Origin of the sequence: Pedobacter cryophilus, assembly GCF_005116455.1 — a bacterium.
Classification (GTDB): domain Bacteria; phylum Bacteroidota; class Bacteroidia; order Sphingobacteriales; family Sphingobacteriaceae; genus Pseudopedobacter; species Pseudopedobacter cryophilum.
Genome location: NZ_SWBP01000001.1, coordinates 967,742 through 983,969 on the forward strand (window position 1 = coordinate 967,742; position 16,228 = coordinate 983,969).

The following is a 16,228-nucleotide window of genomic DNA, read 5'->3' on the forward strand; positions in this document are numbered from 1 at the left end:
CACTATGAGTCACGTTTTGTTATTTTAGGCTCGTGGATATAAAGCTTAAGATTGCACAACGCATCAAAGAGTTAAGAGAACAAAGAGGTTTAACCCAAGAAGCCTTAGCCTATAAATCTGATGTTGACCGTACCTACATGAACCATGTAGAAAAAGGCAAACGCAATATTTCAATAATCAATCTTGAAAAAATAATAGTGAACGGTTTAGAAGTTTCTCTGCTAGAATTTTTTAACGTAAAAGTATTTGAAAATGGTAAATAAGTTAACCTATATAGACTTATTTGCAGGTTGTGGCGGTCTTTCTCTAGGATTACACAATGCTGGTTGGAGTGGTTTATTTGCTATTGAAAAAAGTCCTGATGCTTTCAAAACCCTTGAATACAATCTTATAGATAAAAAGAATCATTTTAATTGGCCAAAATGGTTACCAAAAGAAAACCATGAAATAAACAAAGTGCTTGATAAATATTCTTCCCAATTACAAAAACTAAAAGGTAAAGTTACAATGATTGCTGGTGGTCCGCCTTGCCAAGGTTTTTCGATGGCTGGAAAACGTAATGAATTTGATTTAAGAAATGATTTAATTAATTCTTACATAGAATTTGTTCGAATTGTTGAGCCTAAAATAATTTTCTTTGAAAATGTAAAAGGGTTTACAATGGAGTTCAAAAAGAATAAAGAGAAAGGACTTGCCTACTCTTATCAAGTAACTAAAAAATTAGAAGATGCAGGATATTTTGTAAAGGGGCAGTTAGTGAATTTTGGAGATTATGGTGTTCCTCAAAAAAGAACTCGTTTCATCTTAGTTGGCATAAAAAAGGGTTTAAAAAGTGCTTCGCAAGAAAAAGTAGAATCCTTTTTTAACAGTTTAGAAGAAAATAAATTTGAATTTCTAGAGGCAAAAGGGCTTACTGAAAAAACCAATCTCCAAGATGCTATCTCGGACTTATTCAAACAAAATGGATTAAAGGAAACGCCAGATTCTCCGAGTTTTCAATCAGGTATTTATACAGAAGAGAAAAGTAATTATCAAAAATTAATGCGCAAGGGAATTGAAAATAAAATTGCGGATAGCCACCGTTTCCCGAAACATTCACAAACTATAATTGATAGATTTCAAGTTATTCTTAAAGAGACTACTAATAGAAGAAATTTTAATATTAGTAAAGAAATTCAGCAAAAGTACGGGATTAAAAAACGCACTGTGATTCCATTAAATGAATTTGATAAAACACCAACTATAACAACTTTACCAGACGATTACATTCATTACAAAGAAGCCAGAATACTTACTGTACGTGAGTATGCCAGAATTCAATCTTTTCCAGATTGGTATAAGTTTAAAGGAAAATATACAACAGGCGGAAAATTAAGAATTCACGAAGTGCCTAGATATACACAAATTGGAAATGCAATTCCACCTCTTTTTAGTGAGCAAAGCGGATTAATTTTGAAAAATTTGTTATGTTAAAAGAGGATAATAAACTGTTTTTTAGGATCAGTTCTGCTCTAAAAGATATCATAGGTAAAGATTTGATAACAGATGACTATATAGCTGTTTTTGAATTAGTTAAAAATAGTTATGATGCTCATGCAACTAATGTAGATATATATTTTAAAAACATTTACTCAGAAAATCCAACACTTACAATTATAGATAATGGTAAAGGTATGGATATCGAGGATATTAAGAGCAGATGGTTATTTGTCGCATACTCTGCTAAAAAAGATGGAACTGAAGATGAGTCTTATGATTATAGAGATAGGATTTACACGAAAAGGGTATTTGCAGGAGCTAAAGGTATTGGTCGATTTTCTTGTGATAGACTAGGCGAAATATTATATGTAGAAACAAAAAAAAACAAACCAAACTCATATACAGAGACACTACTTACAGATTGGGGTAAATTTGAAACAGACACAAAAAATGAGTTTGTTGATATTTCCATAATTTATGAAAGAAAAAATTCAACATCCTTTAATATCTCCCATGGAACTTGTTTGGAAATATCAAGCTTAAGGAGTGAATGGAATAGAGAAAAATTACTTAAACTAAAAGATTCGCTTGCGAAATTAATTAACCCTAATCAAGATTTAAATAGACGAAATTTTGTAATAAATCTTCATGTTCCAGAAGAATTAGAGGACGATGGGAAAAATGAAGACAAATTTGATAAAGTAAATGGAGAAGTAAACAACTTTATTTTTGAAACGCTTGGTTTAAAAACCACTAAAATTAAATGTTCAATTTCTTCTAATGGTGAATATGTAAATACAGAATTAATTGATGGTGGAACTTCAATTTATAAGATTACTGAAAAGAATGAATTCCCTCTACTTAACAATATTGAATTTACCTTTTACTACTTAAACCAATCTGCTAAATTAACTTTTGCCAAAAAAATGGGTGTAAATTCCGTTAGTTATGGCCATGTTTTTATATATAAAAATGGATTTAGGATTTATCCTTATGGAGAACCAGGCGAAGACTCTTTTGGCGTTGATGTAAGAAAAGCTCAAGGATACAGTAGGTATATTGGAACTAGAGAGCTTTTAGGTCAAATTGAAATCAACTCATCGGACATTAATTTAAAAGAGACAACCAGCAGAGGAGATGGATTTATCAAGAGTTCAACTTATGAATCCTTAGCAGAATGTTTTTGGGAAGTTATAAAAAAACTTGAAAAATATGTTGTTGAAGTACAACAGTGGGGTTTAAGTATAGAGATTAACGAAGATTCTTTTGGGGTTAGAGAAAGAATATCTGAATTATTAGCAAAATTATCAGGTAGTGACTCTATAATTAATTTTGAAGTTCCAGATAATATTATAGAGATTTTAGAAGCAAGCCAAGTAAATAGTGCAATTACTTTATCAAAAAATTTAAACAAAATAGCTTTTGAAAGAAAGGATGACAAGTTAATTGAAGAAGCAAAAAAAATAACTGATAAAATTGAAATAATTCAAAAGGCTAGAGAAGAGGCAGAGTTTCAAGCAAAAATTCAATACAAAAAAGCTATAGAAGCTACAAAGCAACTTACAGATCAAATAAGTGAAAACCTATTTCTTAAATCAATAAATACAACTGAGTATCAAGAAGTAATTAGTTTAATCCATCATATTGGCATTTATGCTGGCACTATTGATAATAAGTTGAAAGGAATTTCTTTGAGGGTACAAAATAACATCCAGCTTTCGAACGCCGAACTTTATAATATTATTAGAGATATTAGTTTTGAAACAAAGAAAATAATAAATATATCGTCATTCGCAACTAAAGCCAATTTCAAACTTTCTGCTGAAGAAATAGATACAAATCTAAATGAATATGTAAGAGAATATATTCAAAATATTATCCCGACAACAACAGATAAAAATTTAAATATAAAAATCAATAACTACACAAGAAATCCCTTTCAAAAGAAGATCAAACCAATTGAAATTAATATAGTAATTGATAATTTAATAGTTAATGCTAAAAAAGCAAAAGCTAAAAATTTAATAATTTCTATTAGTGAGGTTGAGAATGAACTAATATTGTCTTTTAAAGATGATGGTATTGGTATCCCTAGTGAGAATTTAAAAAGAATTTATGACTTTGGTTTTACTACAACAGATGGTTCGGGTTTGGGATTGTACCATTTAAAAAAAATTATAGAATCATTAAGTGGTAGTATTGATGTATTTAACAATGATGATAAAGGAGTAACATTTACAATTAAAATAAAAAAATGAGGCAAGTTAAAATTTTATGGATTGATGATTCTGAACAATGGGTTAGCTCATTACAAGAAAATTTGAATTTAATTAGCGAAAAAAACGATATTCGTTTCAGCTTTATAAATGCAATAAATGGCGATGATATTATACAGCAATGTAGAAGTTTTGATTTTGATTTAATTGTGATGGATTATGATATGGAACCTTTTACAGGGGAAAAATATATTGGTGATGTAAGAGATGAAGAACATCTTGAGCATATAGACATCATCTTCTATTCCCAAAATAATTCAATCAAATTAGAAGACTTGGTAAGTGAATATAAAAAAGTAAAAACTGCATTCAGGCCTAATCTGGAAGATTTAATAAAAGAAAGATTTTTTAAGATGTAAAAATAAATATTTAAAATTAGTAGTTATTTATACTGCCTAAAGTTAAACATCAGACTCTATTCAATTTATAAATTAAAAGCAATCATTGTTAATATAAGCAGAATTCTGCCAATTATATCTTATGATTAAGATTGCTTTCTCAATTTAACAAGACAAATTGTTATTTGATGACTTCTAAATTTGAGAAACCCCTTTTCGTTTTTTACACCAAACCCAAGTTAAATAAACCAGATTGGCAGCGGTATGCCGCTTTTTCTGCGGCATTTAGCAGAAAGCTGGACTGGCGGAAGCTATGGAAACAGGAAATTGCTTTTCTAAAAAAATGAAGCTTTCTATCCTAAATTCCTTGTGCATCCTTTATTTCGAATGCTTGTTAGGCTGAGGGGAGTCGAAGCCTTTAAAAATTAAATTTACCGTGATGCCCAAAAATACCAAAGCTCAATTCTACCACAACTATAGGATAAACGTAGGATGAAGCAGAGAACACTAAGGAAGCACTAAGGGAAAAGACCAATATTAGGCTTAATCATAGGTTTTCCTTCCAAATCAATTCTCACGACAAGCAAAAATCTTCCTTGCAATAGCTCATCAATAAGAAAAAAGCCTCTTCGTTTTCACCAACTCAAAAAAACCATTAAACACCTCCTTCCAAAATTTATTCATTTGAACCATTAAACACCTCAGATTGAACCAAGGCAACCTCGCCACCAATAATTTAAAACATTAACATTACCTTATCAATATTAAACCGTAACCAATTGGTGTATTTGTTAAAAGCAGCTAAGAGAACCATCGGCTTTAGCAACAAAAAACCATCAAAAAATCTGTTTTATGCAATACAAAAACATCTTTAAAACTTGGCTAATTCTATTTTTTATCAGCTTTATCACACCTCTTTTGGCTCAAAATATTACACCCGGAACCGTTTGGTTAGATACTGATGGTAAGCCTATAAATGCACATGGAGGGGGTATTTTATACCAAAAAGGGAAGTATTATTGGTATGGCGAATTTAAAGGACAAGGGCCAAATGGCGCTAAGGCAATGGATGGCGTAAGTTGCTATTCTTCTAAAGATTTAGTCCGCTGGAAAAACGAAGGAATTGTGTTAAAAATGGTTCCAGATACCAATATTATGTTACAGCCGGGCTGTATTGTGGAGCGTCCTAAAGTGATTTACAGTGCAAAAACTGACAAATATATCATGTGGTTTCACCACGAATTAAAAGACCAAGGCTACAAAGCCGCCATGACAGGTTTAGCCATTGCAGATAAAGCCACGGGGCCTTTTCAGTACATCAAAAGTATAAGACCGCATCAAAATATTTGGCCCATAAATTTGCCTCAGCAAAGTAGAGTTGTTCCCAGCTCTTTTCCAGCAAACTTTCGCCAACTCCCTAATTGGAAAGAGCGAGTAGAGGAAGGCGTTTTGGTTGGTCGTGATTTTAATACGGGGCAAATGTCTAGAGATATGACTTTGTTTGTTGATGATGATGGAACAGGCTATCATATTGCTTCTTCGGAGGATAATCAAACGCTACATGTTTCCAAACTGAGTGATGATTACCAAAGTTTTACCAACGAATATTATAGAATTTTAAACGGACAAAGTAACGAGGCTCCAGCTGTCATCAAGCATGAGGGCAAATATTATATGATTGCATCGGGCACCACCGGCTGGAAACCAAATCCCGGTCGTTCTTTTGTTGCCGATAAAATTACTGGTCCTTGGCAAATTTTGGGCGACCCTGTGATAGGCACCGAAGCTGATAAAGCCACCACATTTCAATCACAAAGCACATTTATTATCCCCGTTCAGGGTAAAAAGAACAGCTATGTTTACATGGGTGATAGGTGGAATGCCGATAACCTTGGCGACAGTCGATACATTTGGTTGCCCCTAACGTTTGAAAATAATAAGCCTCAATTAAAGTGGCTCAACAGCTGGAATCCAAAAAAAATGCCGAGTAATTAAGGTAAGTATTTGGGATGAAAAATGATGTAGTACGTAGATATAAATCCAAAAACAACACATTGAAGCCTGAGAAATGGTTAAAACCATTTTTTTAAATAAACTTCCCATAGCCCACGGTTTAAACCGTGGGCTATGGGAATGTAGCACATAACAAACCGTTTTAACGGTTTATAAAATAATCTCATGCCGCATTCTTAAAATAAAATTTCAGAATCAGTAATTGAGAAAGTATATGAATATATTAAAAACCAAAAACAACATCACTTAAAGAAAAACTTTCAGCCGGAATATAACGGATATTTAAAATTGTATGGATTAGAAAATTAATATCAATAATAACAAATGATAAGCAAAAATTCGAGTAGGTCTCAACTCAATTAAGTAATTTCAGAAGCCAAAACCCTAAGCCCCTTCCTCCACCTTTTCTTTCTCACTCATTCTTGTATTTAACTTAGCAATTACTAAAATACTCAACAACGTTACGGCGATGCTTATATACCCCGTAATTTCATAATTAAGAATAGCATTAGAGGGTGTTTTTACTACTACAAAGCCTGCCAAAACCGATGCAATGCCCACAAAAATTTGTTGTATAGCTGAATTAATACTCATAAAACTTCCGCGTCGTTCGCTAGCTACCACATTGCTAATCATAGCTTGTGCAGGGATCATTCTGCCAGATGAAACCACAAACCAAAAGCCAGTAATCCCTAAAACAAAATAAAATGGCGTAGTGGGTAGATTAGTAATCACAGCTATTGGAATAGTGACCAGCAAAGCCATTATTACAAAAAGGCGGTGTTTACCAATTTTATCGGCTAATTTCCCTAAAAAGGGAGAAGTAATTAATGTTAAAGCCCCGCCAACCATGTAAACAATAGGCGTTTGTGCTTTGCTAAAACCTTTGTTAAACTCCAAAAATGGGTTCAAAAAAGGAATAATTAAGAAATGCCCCAGCATAATAGTTGCCGATAAAGACAAAGCCAATACCTGATTTCTGTCTTTGGCAATATCTTTCAATAACACCATTGGGTTAACTTTCACTACATTTTTAGCAGTAATGTGGCCGTCCATTTTTGGTAAATATTTAAGTAAAAAAGGAACTAATAAAGTGCCAATACCGGCAACAAAAAAGAATGGTCCATGCCAATTAAATATATTTGCGAGGTATAGTGAAAACGGTACCCCAAAAACAGATGCTACAGAAAATGCAGCCATAATAATTCCCATCGCTGTACCTCTTCTTTCATACGGAATGGTATCGGCAACAATAGATAATACTTGTGCACCAATTAAACCGCCAAAAATGCCAGCCACAATTCTAGATATCAATAAAACCCCATAAGTTGGCGATAAAGCACAAAACAGCGTACCTATTAAAAACCCAGCATAACCTACCATTAATACCTTTTTTCTATCAAACCTATCTACAAAAAAAGCCGCTAAAAACCCCGAAATACCAGCGCTAAAAGTGTATGCCGCTACCAACATAGAAAATTGCTGAGAAGAAATATTAAAGTATGGCATCAAATAATTTCCCAGTGGCATCATGATCATAAAATCTAGAATATGGGTAAAATTAATAGCGGCAAGTAATAATAAGATGATTCTTTCTTTACTGTTCATTACGCAAAATCATTATAACCAACAATGTTAATTAAATGATGAGAAACGAGCCTCAAATGAATGAAAACATGACGATAATTTGTCTTTAGGTTTTAATTTGGGCGTTCCCCAAGGGTCGGTGTCTTTTTTACTTCGCTGCGCTTCGGTTTTTTTGCCTCAAAAAGGCAAAAAGAACAGGTTTTTGCAAAACCTTAAACAGCCACCTAACGCAGGCGTTACAAAATCAATGCTAAACAATTAAAAAGTCGATCCATCAAAACTATATGTTTTTATATTTAAAGGCATATCAAATTGCACCTAAACACAATAATGCTGTATATATGATATAGCTATGCTTAAGAAAATAAAATAATAGCTTTGCACAAACTCAAATTTTAGAAATGAAAAAGGTAATATTGGTGGCAGGCGGAACGGGTAATCTTGGACTAAGAATAGTGAAAGCTTTAATAGCCAATAATGCTGAAGTGAGGGTTTTGGCAAGGCCTAATAGCGATGCTCAAAAAGTACTATTACTTGAAAAACTTGGCGCAAAGGTTTTTAAACTTGACATGAATAATGTGGCTGAGGTTACTAAAGCCTGTGAGGGTGTTTCTTGTGTGGTTTCTGCTTTGGCGGGGTTAAGAGAAACCATTATTGATACTCAAAAAGTGTTGTTAGATGCAGCTATAAAAGCCGGAGTAAAGCGTTTTATTCCCTCAGATTTTTCTTTAGATTTTACAAATTTGGTAGAAGGAAAAAATAGAAATCTTGATTTAAGAAGAGAATTTTATCAATATCTTGATCAAACAAATATAGAGGCTACAACAATTTTTAATGGTCCTTTTGCTGATTTATTGACAGACCAAATGCCTATGATTCTTTTTAAATTTCATAAAGTTTTGTATTGGGGAAATGCAAATCAAAAAATGGATTTTACTACAATGGATGATACTGCTGCATTTACCGCAAAAGTTGCTGTAGATGAAACAAGTCCGCGTTATTTAAGAATTGCTGGCGACCAATTAAATGTAAAAGAAATTGCTACTATCATGACACAAATTAGTGGTAAAAAGCATGGACTAATAAAAGCCGGAAGCGTAGGTTTTTTGAACATGATGATTAAGATTGGAAAAACATTTGCACCCGCAGAAAATGATTTATACCCAGCATGGCAAGGAATGCAATACATGAGAGATATGGTTGAAGGAAGAGTGGATATTGCTCAACATGATAACAATAGGTATCCAGAAATAAAATGGACAAGTGTTAAAGATGTGCTTTCGGCACATTTATCTAGAATTTAAACACTTTTAAGAAATTAATTTATATGATGCAAAATGCCATAGAAACCACCATCAACTTTGTTAAAAAAGAATTGCAACATGCAGAAGCCGGACATGATTGGTGGCATATCGAACGCGTTTGGAAATCGGCGAAAGCCATAGCCAAAGAAGAAAATGTTGATTTATTAGTGGTAGAATTTGCTGCTTTATTGCATGATATTGCCGATCCAAAATTTCATGCTGGAGACGAAGAAGTTGGTCCACAAAAAGCTGGTAACTTTTTAAAATCCATTTCGGTACAGGAGCATATTATTGTTCATGTTCAGGAAATCATCAGAAATATGTCGTTTAAAAGTAGTTTAGGCGAGATAAAATTTACTTCGCCAGAAATGTTGGTGGTACAAGATGCCGATAGGTTAGATGCTATTGGCGCCATAGGCATTGCCAGAGCTTTTACTTATGGCGGTTTTAAAAACCGAGAATTGTATAACCCCGAGATTAAACCTGCTTTAAACCAAAGCAAAGAAGCCTATAAAAATACTACAGCGCCAACCATTAATCACTTTTATGAAAAGCTGTTGTTGTTAAAAGATAAAATGAATACCCAAACCGGAAAAAAACTGGCTCAACAAAGGCATCAATTTATGGAAACCTATTTAGAGCAGTTTTATGGCGAGTGGAATGGGGAGGTTTAGTTGGTTAGTTTGTTAGCTGGTTTTTAGTTTTTTAACCACAACCACAAAAAATAACTTAACATCACTCCGCTACTTATTAAAGTCATTTGCATCGTGTTTTTAAAATTTGCTTCGGCAGGATTTTTTAAAACTTTGCCAAACCACCAAGTAAAATAAACCAAAACAGGAGTGCAAAACAAAAGGAAAACCCAAAAATTAAATAGGCTTTGTTGGTTTTTCCAGTAAATAAGCATCAGGCTAATGCCTAAAAAAAACACCAAGCCCGAGAAAATAAAAGAACCTTTTATGCCTAATAAAATGCTCAAAGTTTGGTCGCCACGTTTGCGGTCTTCGGCATGTTGGTACACTTGTGTAAGCGGGTAAGAAGCTCCAATTAAGCAGGAACAGATTAATGCAGCTAGCCAAGCATCGGCTGAAAAGCCAACAAAAAATTGTTGAAAAGCATAATAGCAGCTGAGGTAAATAAAACCTCCCTGAAAAATAAAAACCACCAAAAAGCTGATGATAGGATATTTTTTTAACCGGGTGGAAGGATGACTATAAGCTTTTGACAAAAAATTATAAACTAAAACGCACAAAGCAAATGGCCAACTTACCAATAAAGCCAAAAGTACACCAAACCACTCTAGTATAATTGCCGTAATATATAATGAACGATTAACTTTTGGTGGCGTTTTAATTAATGCAATACTGCCTTCGTCTTTATCAAAATAGCTATTATAGCCATTACTGGCAGGGTAAATAAATAGATGTAAGATAATAAAAACCAGTAAGGCATGGCTATTGTTAATATTTTGTGCGGTACTTAAAGCAAAAAGGTAAACCGGCAAAAGCATTAAAGAAAAAGGAAAGCGCAAATGAAGGAGTACGGATTTTGAAAGTAATGCTGCCATAAAAGCCTTTAAAGGAATATTCACTAAATTTAGAAAAACAAAAGTAAATGGGAAGCATCATTTCGGCAATTGGAACCAGTAACCCTGAGAATAGGTTTACACAAGACCAAATTTTTAGGTTTATGAAAGATGCGCACCAATTAGACCCGCAAAATGCTAGGCGATTGGAAAAACTATACCACGTTTCGGGCATAGATTATCGTCATTCGGTATTAAATGATTTTGGTAAAGACAGAGGAGAGTATGATTTTTTTGGAAACGGTTTAGGCTTAGAGCCTTTTCCATCTACAGCTAAACGAGGTGATATTTTTGAATCTCAGGCCTTAAATTTAAGCCTTACGGCGATAGAAAACTGTACCAAACAACTCCATAATTTTGATAAAAAGAAAATTACGCATTTAATTACGGTGAGTTGTACCGGTATGTATGCCCCGGGTTTAGATATTGAAATTGTAGAAAAACTAGGCTTAAATTCCTCTGTAGAGCGTACTTGCATTAATTTTATGGGCTGTTATGGCGCATTTAATGCCTTAAAAGTAGCCGATTATATTTGCAGGGCGCAGCCAAATGCTACTGTTTTAATTGTTGATGTGGAATTGTGCACCCTGCATTTTCAAAGAGACAACACTTTAGATAACTGGTTGGCAAATTCTTTATTTGCCGATGGAGCTTCGGCAGTGGTGGTACAGCATGAAGATTATGCCGAAGAAAAATTGTTTAGCATCAAGTCTTTTTATACCGAAGTTATCACCGAAGCCAGAAATGAAATGGCTTGGAAAATTGGCAATCATGGCTATGAAATGCAACTCACTAATCAGGTTTCTAAACAAATTAAATCTGGAATTAGAAACGTAGCCGACAAACTTTTAAAGAAAGCAAATTTAGCTTTTGATGAAATTGGATCTTTTGCCATTCACCCAGGCGGACGAAAAATTTTAGAAGTTTGTGATGAAGTTTTTAAACTTTCTACTGCTCAAAATGAACATGCTTATGAGGTGTTAAAAAACTTTGGAAACATGTCTTCTACCACCGTAATATTTGTTTTAGACGAGTTGAGCAAGAAACTGAAAGCCAAAAAATCTGAAGAGCAAGTGATGAGTTTTGCTTTTGGTCCGGGATTAACTTTTGAAAGTATGGTTTTAAGTTATGCCTGATTTTAGCAAACGCAGCACCCAAGACGAAATAATGGATGATTTTGGGCTTTCGCCCGATGAATTGCATCCGGTTTTAAAAGAGTTAGATGTGATTAACAGATTGTTAGGTGGTTTTTCTGTTTATCACGATGCTTTTAAAACGTTAAAAATCGAATCTGGAGATACCATTGCAGATTGGGGTTGTGGCGGTGGAGATACCTTTAAAGTGCTGCAAAAAAGCTTCGATAAACAAAACATTCAACCCAAATATATTGGGGTTGATGCCACACCGGCCACTTTAGCCTATGCAAAAAAGCAGTTTGAAAATCATGAAAATGTGAGCTTTGTTTTAGCTGATGTTTTGAAAGAGAATTTTAAAGAAAGAGAATTTGATTTTGTAATCAGCAGTTTATTTACGCATCATTTTGAAGATGAACTTTGGGTAAATTTGATTAAAAAAATGATGTTTTCGGCTAAAAAGGCAGTAGTGATTAATGATTTACACCGGCATCCTTTGGCTTATTATTCTATTGGCTTGTTAACCACCTTATTTTCTAAATCGCCAATGGTAAAGCATGATAGCAAAGTTTCTGTATTAAGAAGTTTTAGGAGAAAAGAATTAGAAAGTTTATTAGAAAAAGCTGGGGCTAAAGTTTATACCATTAAATGGATGTGGGCTTTTAGGTGGCAGGTAATTATATATGTTTAACACGAGCCACAAAACAGGAAATTCGCATGATAAGAAAAGAAAAATTTTTAGCCACGAATACACGAATTTTCACCAATGTATTGAGGTTTACTTGTGGTGATTTTTAAATAAAAAATATAAAGCGGCAAATACAGGAAATTCGCATGATAAGATTCGTTTTCATTCGTGTATTCGTGGCAAGAGAAAAAAAATTTAGCCACGAATACACGAATTTTCACCAATGTATTGAGGCTTACTTGTGGTAATGTTTAAAAAAATAAAAAGCCACAAATACAGGAAATTCGCATGATAGGATTCGTTTTCATTCGTGTATTGGTGGCAAGAAAAGAAAAATAATTTAGCCACGAATACACGAATTTTCACCAATGTGTTGAGGTTTACTTGTGGTGATTTTTAAATAAAAAATATAAAGTCACAAAACAGGAAATTCTCATGATAAGATTCGTTTTCATTCGTGTATTGGTGGCAAGAAAAGAAAAAAAATTTAGCCACGAATACACGAATTTTCACCAATGTATTGAGTTTTACTTGTGGTAATGTTTAAATAAAAAATATAAAGCGGCAAATACAGGAAATTCTCATGATAAGATTCGTTTTCTTTCGTGTATTCGTGGCAAGAGAAAAAAAATTTAGCCACGAATACACGAATTTTCACCAATGTGTTGAGGCTTACTTATGATAATGTTTAAACAAAAAATTCAGAGCCACAAATACAGGAATTTCGCATGATAAGATTCGTTTTCATTCGTGTATTGGTGGCAAGAAAAGAAAAATAATTTAGCCACGAATACACGAATTTTCACCAATGTGTTGAGGTTTACTTGTGGTGATTTTTAAATAAAAAATATAAAGCGGCAAATACAGGAAATTCGCATGATAAGATTCGTTTACATTCGTGTATTCGTGGCAAGAGAAAAAAAATTTAGCCACGAATACACGAATTTTCACCAATGTATTGAGGCTTAGTTGTGGTAATGTTTAAAAAAATATAAAGTAGCAAATACAGGAAATTCGCATGATAAGATTCGTTTTCATTCGTGTATTCGTGGCAAGAAAAGGAAAAAAATTTAGCCACGAATACACGAATTTTCACCAATGTATTGAGGCTTACTTGTGGTAATGTTTGAATAAAAAATATAAAGCGGCAAATACAGGAAATTCGCATGATAAGATTCGTTTTCATTTGTGTATTCTTGGCAAGAGAAGAAAATAATTTAGCCACGAATACACGGATTTTCACCAATGTATTGAGGATTACTTGTGGTAATGTTTTAACAAAAAATATAGAGCCACAAAACAGGAATGTCGCATGATAAGATTCGTTTTCATTCGTGTATTCGTGGCAAGAGAAAAAAATTTAGCGATGAATACACGAATTTTCACCAATGTATTGAGGTTTACTTATGATAATGTTTAAACAAAAAATATAAAGCCACAAAACAGGACGGTCGCATGATAAGATTCGATTTCATTCGTGTATTGGTGGCAAGAAAAGAAAAAATTTAGCCACAAATACTCGAATTTTCACAAATAGATTGGCGACAAAAACAATATGCAAAGCAAACCTACTATAACCATTATTGGTGGCGGCTTAGCCGGCTTAACTAATGCTATTCTTTTGGTTAAATCCAATTTTGTGGTAACGGTTATTGAGCGTAAGAAATATCCTTTTCATAGGGTTTGTGGCGAATATGTAAGTAATGAAGTGTTGCCTTTTTTAAAAGATTTAGGCTTAAAGCCCGATGATTTAGGCGCTGCTAAGATTTCTAAATTAGTGGTAAGTGCACCAAACGCAAAGCAATTAAAAGCCAATTTAGATTTGGGTGCTTTCGGCATCAGCCGATACGTTTTAGATCACGAGCTTTATAAAATAGCATCAGCCTTGGGCGTAAAATTTATACTCGAAAAAAAGGTTTTAGACATCCGCTTTAGCGAAGAAAAATTTGAAATAGAATTGGCAAATGAAACTCTAACCACTGATTTAGTGATTGGCGCATTTGGAAAAAGATCAAACTTAGATCAAAAGTTAAATCGAGATTTTTTTTATCAACGCAGTCCTTATGTAGGCGTTAAATACCATATCAAAACTAATTTTCCGGAGGATACCATTCAGCTAGATAATTTTAAAGGCGGCTATTGCGGAATCAATAAAATTGAGAAAGACCTTTATTGCTTGTGCTATTTGGCAGAAAATAAATATCTAAAAGAGCTTGGTTCTATTACTGCCATGGAAGAGGAGATTTTGAAAAAGAATCCTCATTTGCAGAAATTTTTTAATGATGCAGAATTTGTTTGGGACAAGCCCGAAACCATTAATGAAATCTCGTTCGAGAAAAAATCATTAGTAGAAAATCATATTTTAATGTGTGGAGATACCGCCGGAATGATTGCACCACTTTGCGGAAACGGAATGGCTATCGCTATACATTCTGCAAAATTATTGTCAGAGAATATCATTCAAATTTGCAAGGACGGTTTAAATCCTCAAAAAAGAAGTCAATTAGAGAAATCTTATCAATTGGCTTGGGAAAATCAGTTTGCCCTAAGATTGAAAATTGGAAGAGGAATTCAAAGTTTATTTGGCAGCAATTTCTTAACACAAATGGCAATTGCAGGTTTAAAAATGTTTCCATCAGTAACGCAACAAATCGTTAAAAAAACTCACGGTAAACCGTTTTAAATTTTTTTATCTTGCCTTATGAAATTACGCACCCTCGTTTTCTTAAATGCATTTGCCGTAGGTATTTCCATTGGTATCGTAAATTATTATTTCCAGCACAACTGGTATTATTTTATGTACGCATTAGGAATTTCTACATCGGTAAGTTATTTGGTTTTCTATTTTTTGATAGAGAAATACGTTTACTCCAAAATCAAAATCATTTATAAAATGATTCATAGCCTAAAGCTGGGAAAAGATTTAAAAGATGCCTTAGGCGAATATGTAAGTCCAGATCCCATTAATGATGTAGAGCAAGAAGTGAAGGAATGGGCCAGAGAAAAGAAAACAGAAATAGATGATTTAAAAAAGCAGGAAAAATTTAGACGCGAATTTTTATCCAATATCTCTCATGAATTTAAAACTCCTTTATTTGCCATAGAAGGTTATGTAGAAGCTTTGCAAGATGGCGGCATGGATGATCCTGAATTGGCAAAATCATTTTTGGCAAAAGTTGCCAGAAATGTAGACAGGTTGAGTGTGCTGATTAAAGATTTAAACGAGATTTCTAAATTAGAAAGTGGCGAAATCCCTATCAATTATCAGAAATTTGAATTAACGGCTTTAATTAAAGAAGTGATGGAGTCTTTAGAGTTTAAGGCAAAAAAGAGTAAAATCAACTTTGTTTTTAAAGATAAATATGATCAGCCTACTTGGGTAGAGGCTGATAGAGAAAAAATTAGGCAGGTATTGGTTAATTTACTAAGTAATTCTCTCAAATATGGAAAAGAAAACGGGTTCACTTCTATTACTATTTTTGAGTTGCATGATCAATTTTTGGTAGAGATTACCGATAACGGAATTGGAATTGAAGAAAAATATTTACCCCGCTTATTTGAAAGATTTTTTAGAACAGATACCAGCAGATCAAGACAAATTGGAGGCTCGGGCTTAGGATTAGCCATTGTAAAACACATTATAGAGGCTCATGATCAAACTATTAATGTAAGAAGTACTGAAGGTTTAGGCTCTACTTTTGGCTTTACTTTAAAGCGAGTGAAAGATATCCGTATTAACATACCGTTGATTAATAATTAATCGGTTAATCAAAACTTAACATTGACTTAACATTGGTGTATTAGCTTTGCAGTTCAAAATTATTG

At 33.4% G+C, this 16,228-nt stretch carries 13 protein-coding genes; 11 read left to right on the top strand and 2 right to left on the bottom strand.

The annotated features are described in order from the left end of the window. Positions 1–32: 32 nt before the first annotated feature. From FA046_RS04045 to FA046_RS04065, 5 genes are all read left to right on the top strand, one after another. Positions 33–263, top strand: coding sequence for a helix-turn-helix domain-containing protein (locus tag FA046_RS04045; protein ID WP_136825062.1), 231 nt, complete (start codon positions 33–35; stop codon positions 261–263). Continuing rightward, positions 253–1,473, top strand: coding sequence for a DNA cytosine methyltransferase (locus FA046_RS04050; protein WP_136825063.1), 1,221 nt, complete (start codon positions 253–255; stop codon positions 1,471–1,473). Before FA046_RS04045 ends, FA046_RS04050 begins: the two co-directional genes overlap by 11 nt. Continuing rightward, positions 1,467–3,737, top strand: coding sequence for a sensor histidine kinase (locus FA046_RS04055; protein ID WP_136825064.1), 2,271 nt, complete (start codon positions 1,467–1,469; stop codon positions 3,735–3,737). The genes FA046_RS04050 and FA046_RS04055 overlap by 7 nt, the downstream gene beginning before the upstream one ends. Beyond that, positions 3,734–4,114, top strand: a complete 381-nt coding sequence (locus FA046_RS04060) for a response regulator (RefSeq protein ID WP_136825065.1) — start codon at positions 3,734–3,736, stop codon at positions 4,112–4,114. The genes FA046_RS04055 and FA046_RS04060 overlap by 4 nt, the downstream gene beginning before the upstream one ends. 831 nt (positions 4,115–4,945) lie before the next feature. Then, a complete protein-coding gene (locus tag FA046_RS04065; RefSeq protein ID WP_136825066.1) occupies positions 4,946–6,088 on the top strand; it encodes a glycoside hydrolase family 43 protein in 1,143 nt (380 codons plus the stop codon). A 402-nt stretch (positions 6,089–6,490) separates the two neighbouring features. Here the strand turns inward: FA046_RS04065 and FA046_RS04070 are convergent, their stop codons facing one another. After that, the gene (locus FA046_RS04070; protein ID WP_136825067.1) at positions 6,491–7,714 is read right to left on the bottom strand and encodes an MFS transporter; all 1,224 of its coding nucleotides are present in this window, start codon (positions 7,712–7,714) and stop codon (positions 6,491–6,493) included. A gap of 380 nt (positions 7,715–8,094) precedes the next feature. Between FA046_RS04070 and FA046_RS04075 the strand changes: the two genes are divergently transcribed. Next, entirely contained in the window at positions 8,095–8,997 is a 903-nt protein-coding gene (locus tag FA046_RS04075) for an aromatic alcohol reductase (RefSeq protein ID WP_136825068.1), read from the top strand. Between the two features lie 26 nt (positions 8,998–9,023). Continuing rightward, positions 9,024–9,671 (top strand): HD domain-containing protein, encoded by a 648-nt coding sequence (locus FA046_RS04080; protein ID WP_136825333.1) that lies wholly within the window; start codon positions 9,024–9,026, stop codon positions 9,669–9,671. A gap of 23 nt (positions 9,672–9,694) precedes the next feature. On the opposite strand, the gene FA046_RS04085 is transcribed toward FA046_RS04080, so the two are convergent. Beyond that, positions 9,695–10,564 carry a UbiA family prenyltransferase gene (locus FA046_RS04085; RefSeq protein ID WP_136825069.1) on the bottom strand — a complete coding sequence of 290 codons (870 nt, stop codon included), beginning with the start codon at positions 10,562–10,564 and terminating at the stop codon, positions 9,695–9,697. A gap of 47 nt (positions 10,565–10,611) precedes the next feature. Here FA046_RS04085 and FA046_RS04090 point away from each other — a divergent pair, with 47 nt between their 5' ends. From FA046_RS04090 to FA046_RS04105, 4 genes are all read left to right on the top strand, one after another. Further along, complete coding sequence (locus FA046_RS04090; RefSeq protein WP_136825070.1) at positions 10,612–11,718, top strand: type III polyketide synthase; 1,107 nt, start codon at positions 10,612–10,614, stop codon at positions 11,716–11,718. Next, on the top strand, positions 11,711–12,406 hold the full coding sequence (locus FA046_RS04095; RefSeq protein ID WP_136825071.1) for a methyltransferase domain-containing protein: 696 nt from the start codon (positions 11,711–11,713) through the stop codon (positions 12,404–12,406). Before FA046_RS04090 ends, FA046_RS04095 begins: the two co-directional genes overlap by 8 nt. 1,552 nt (positions 12,407–13,958) lie before the next feature. Beyond that, the gene (locus tag FA046_RS04100; RefSeq protein ID WP_136825072.1) at positions 13,959–15,086 is read left to right on the top strand and encodes an NAD(P)/FAD-dependent oxidoreductase; all 1,128 of its coding nucleotides are present in this window, start codon (positions 13,959–13,961) and stop codon (positions 15,084–15,086) included. Positions 15,087–15,104: 18 nt separating this feature from the next. Further along, positions 15,105–16,163, top strand: coding sequence for a sensor histidine kinase (locus tag FA046_RS04105; protein WP_136825073.1), 1,059 nt, complete (start codon positions 15,105–15,107; stop codon positions 16,161–16,163). The last annotated feature ends 65 nt before the right edge of the window (positions 16,164–16,228 follow it).

Bases quoted from the DNA above. Each gene is read 5' to 3' on its own strand.
- FA046_RS04065 (WP_136825066.1), top strand. From the start codon at position 4,946: ATGCAATACAAAAACATCTTTAAAACTTGGCTAATTCTATTTTTTATC.
- FA046_RS04060 (WP_136825065.1), top strand. From the start codon at position 3,734: ATGAGGCAAGTTAAAATTTTATGGATTGATGATTCTGAACAATGGGTT.
- FA046_RS04090 (WP_136825070.1), top strand. From the start codon at position 10,612: ATGGGAAGCATCATTTCGGCAATTGGAACCAGTAACCCTGAGAATAGG.
- FA046_RS04075 (WP_136825068.1), top strand. From the start codon at position 8,095: ATGAAAAAGGTAATATTGGTGGCAGGCGGAACGGGTAATCTTGGACTA.
- FA046_RS04070 (WP_136825067.1), bottom strand. From the start codon at position 7,714: ATGAACAGTAAAGAAAGAATCATCTTATTATTACTTGCCGCTATTAAT.
- FA046_RS04050 (WP_136825063.1), top strand. From the start codon at position 253: ATGGTAAATAAGTTAACCTATATAGACTTATTTGCAGGTTGTGGCGGT.
- FA046_RS04100 (WP_136825072.1), top strand. From the start codon at position 13,959: ATGCAAAGCAAACCTACTATAACCATTATTGGTGGCGGCTTAGCCGGC.
- FA046_RS04080 (WP_136825333.1), top strand. From the start codon at position 9,024: ATGCAAAATGCCATAGAAACCACCATCAACTTTGTTAAAAAAGAATTG.
- FA046_RS04095 (WP_136825071.1), top strand. From the start codon at position 11,711: ATGCCTGATTTTAGCAAACGCAGCACCCAAGACGAAATAATGGATGAT.
- FA046_RS04105 (WP_136825073.1), top strand. From the start codon at position 15,105: ATGAAATTACGCACCCTCGTTTTCTTAAATGCATTTGCCGTAGGTATT.
- FA046_RS04085 (WP_136825069.1), bottom strand. From the start codon at position 10,564: ATGGCAGCATTACTTTCAAAATCCGTACTCCTTCATTTGCGCTTTCCT.
- FA046_RS04055 (WP_136825064.1), top strand. From the start codon at position 1,467: ATGTTAAAAGAGGATAATAAACTGTTTTTTAGGATCAGTTCTGCTCTA.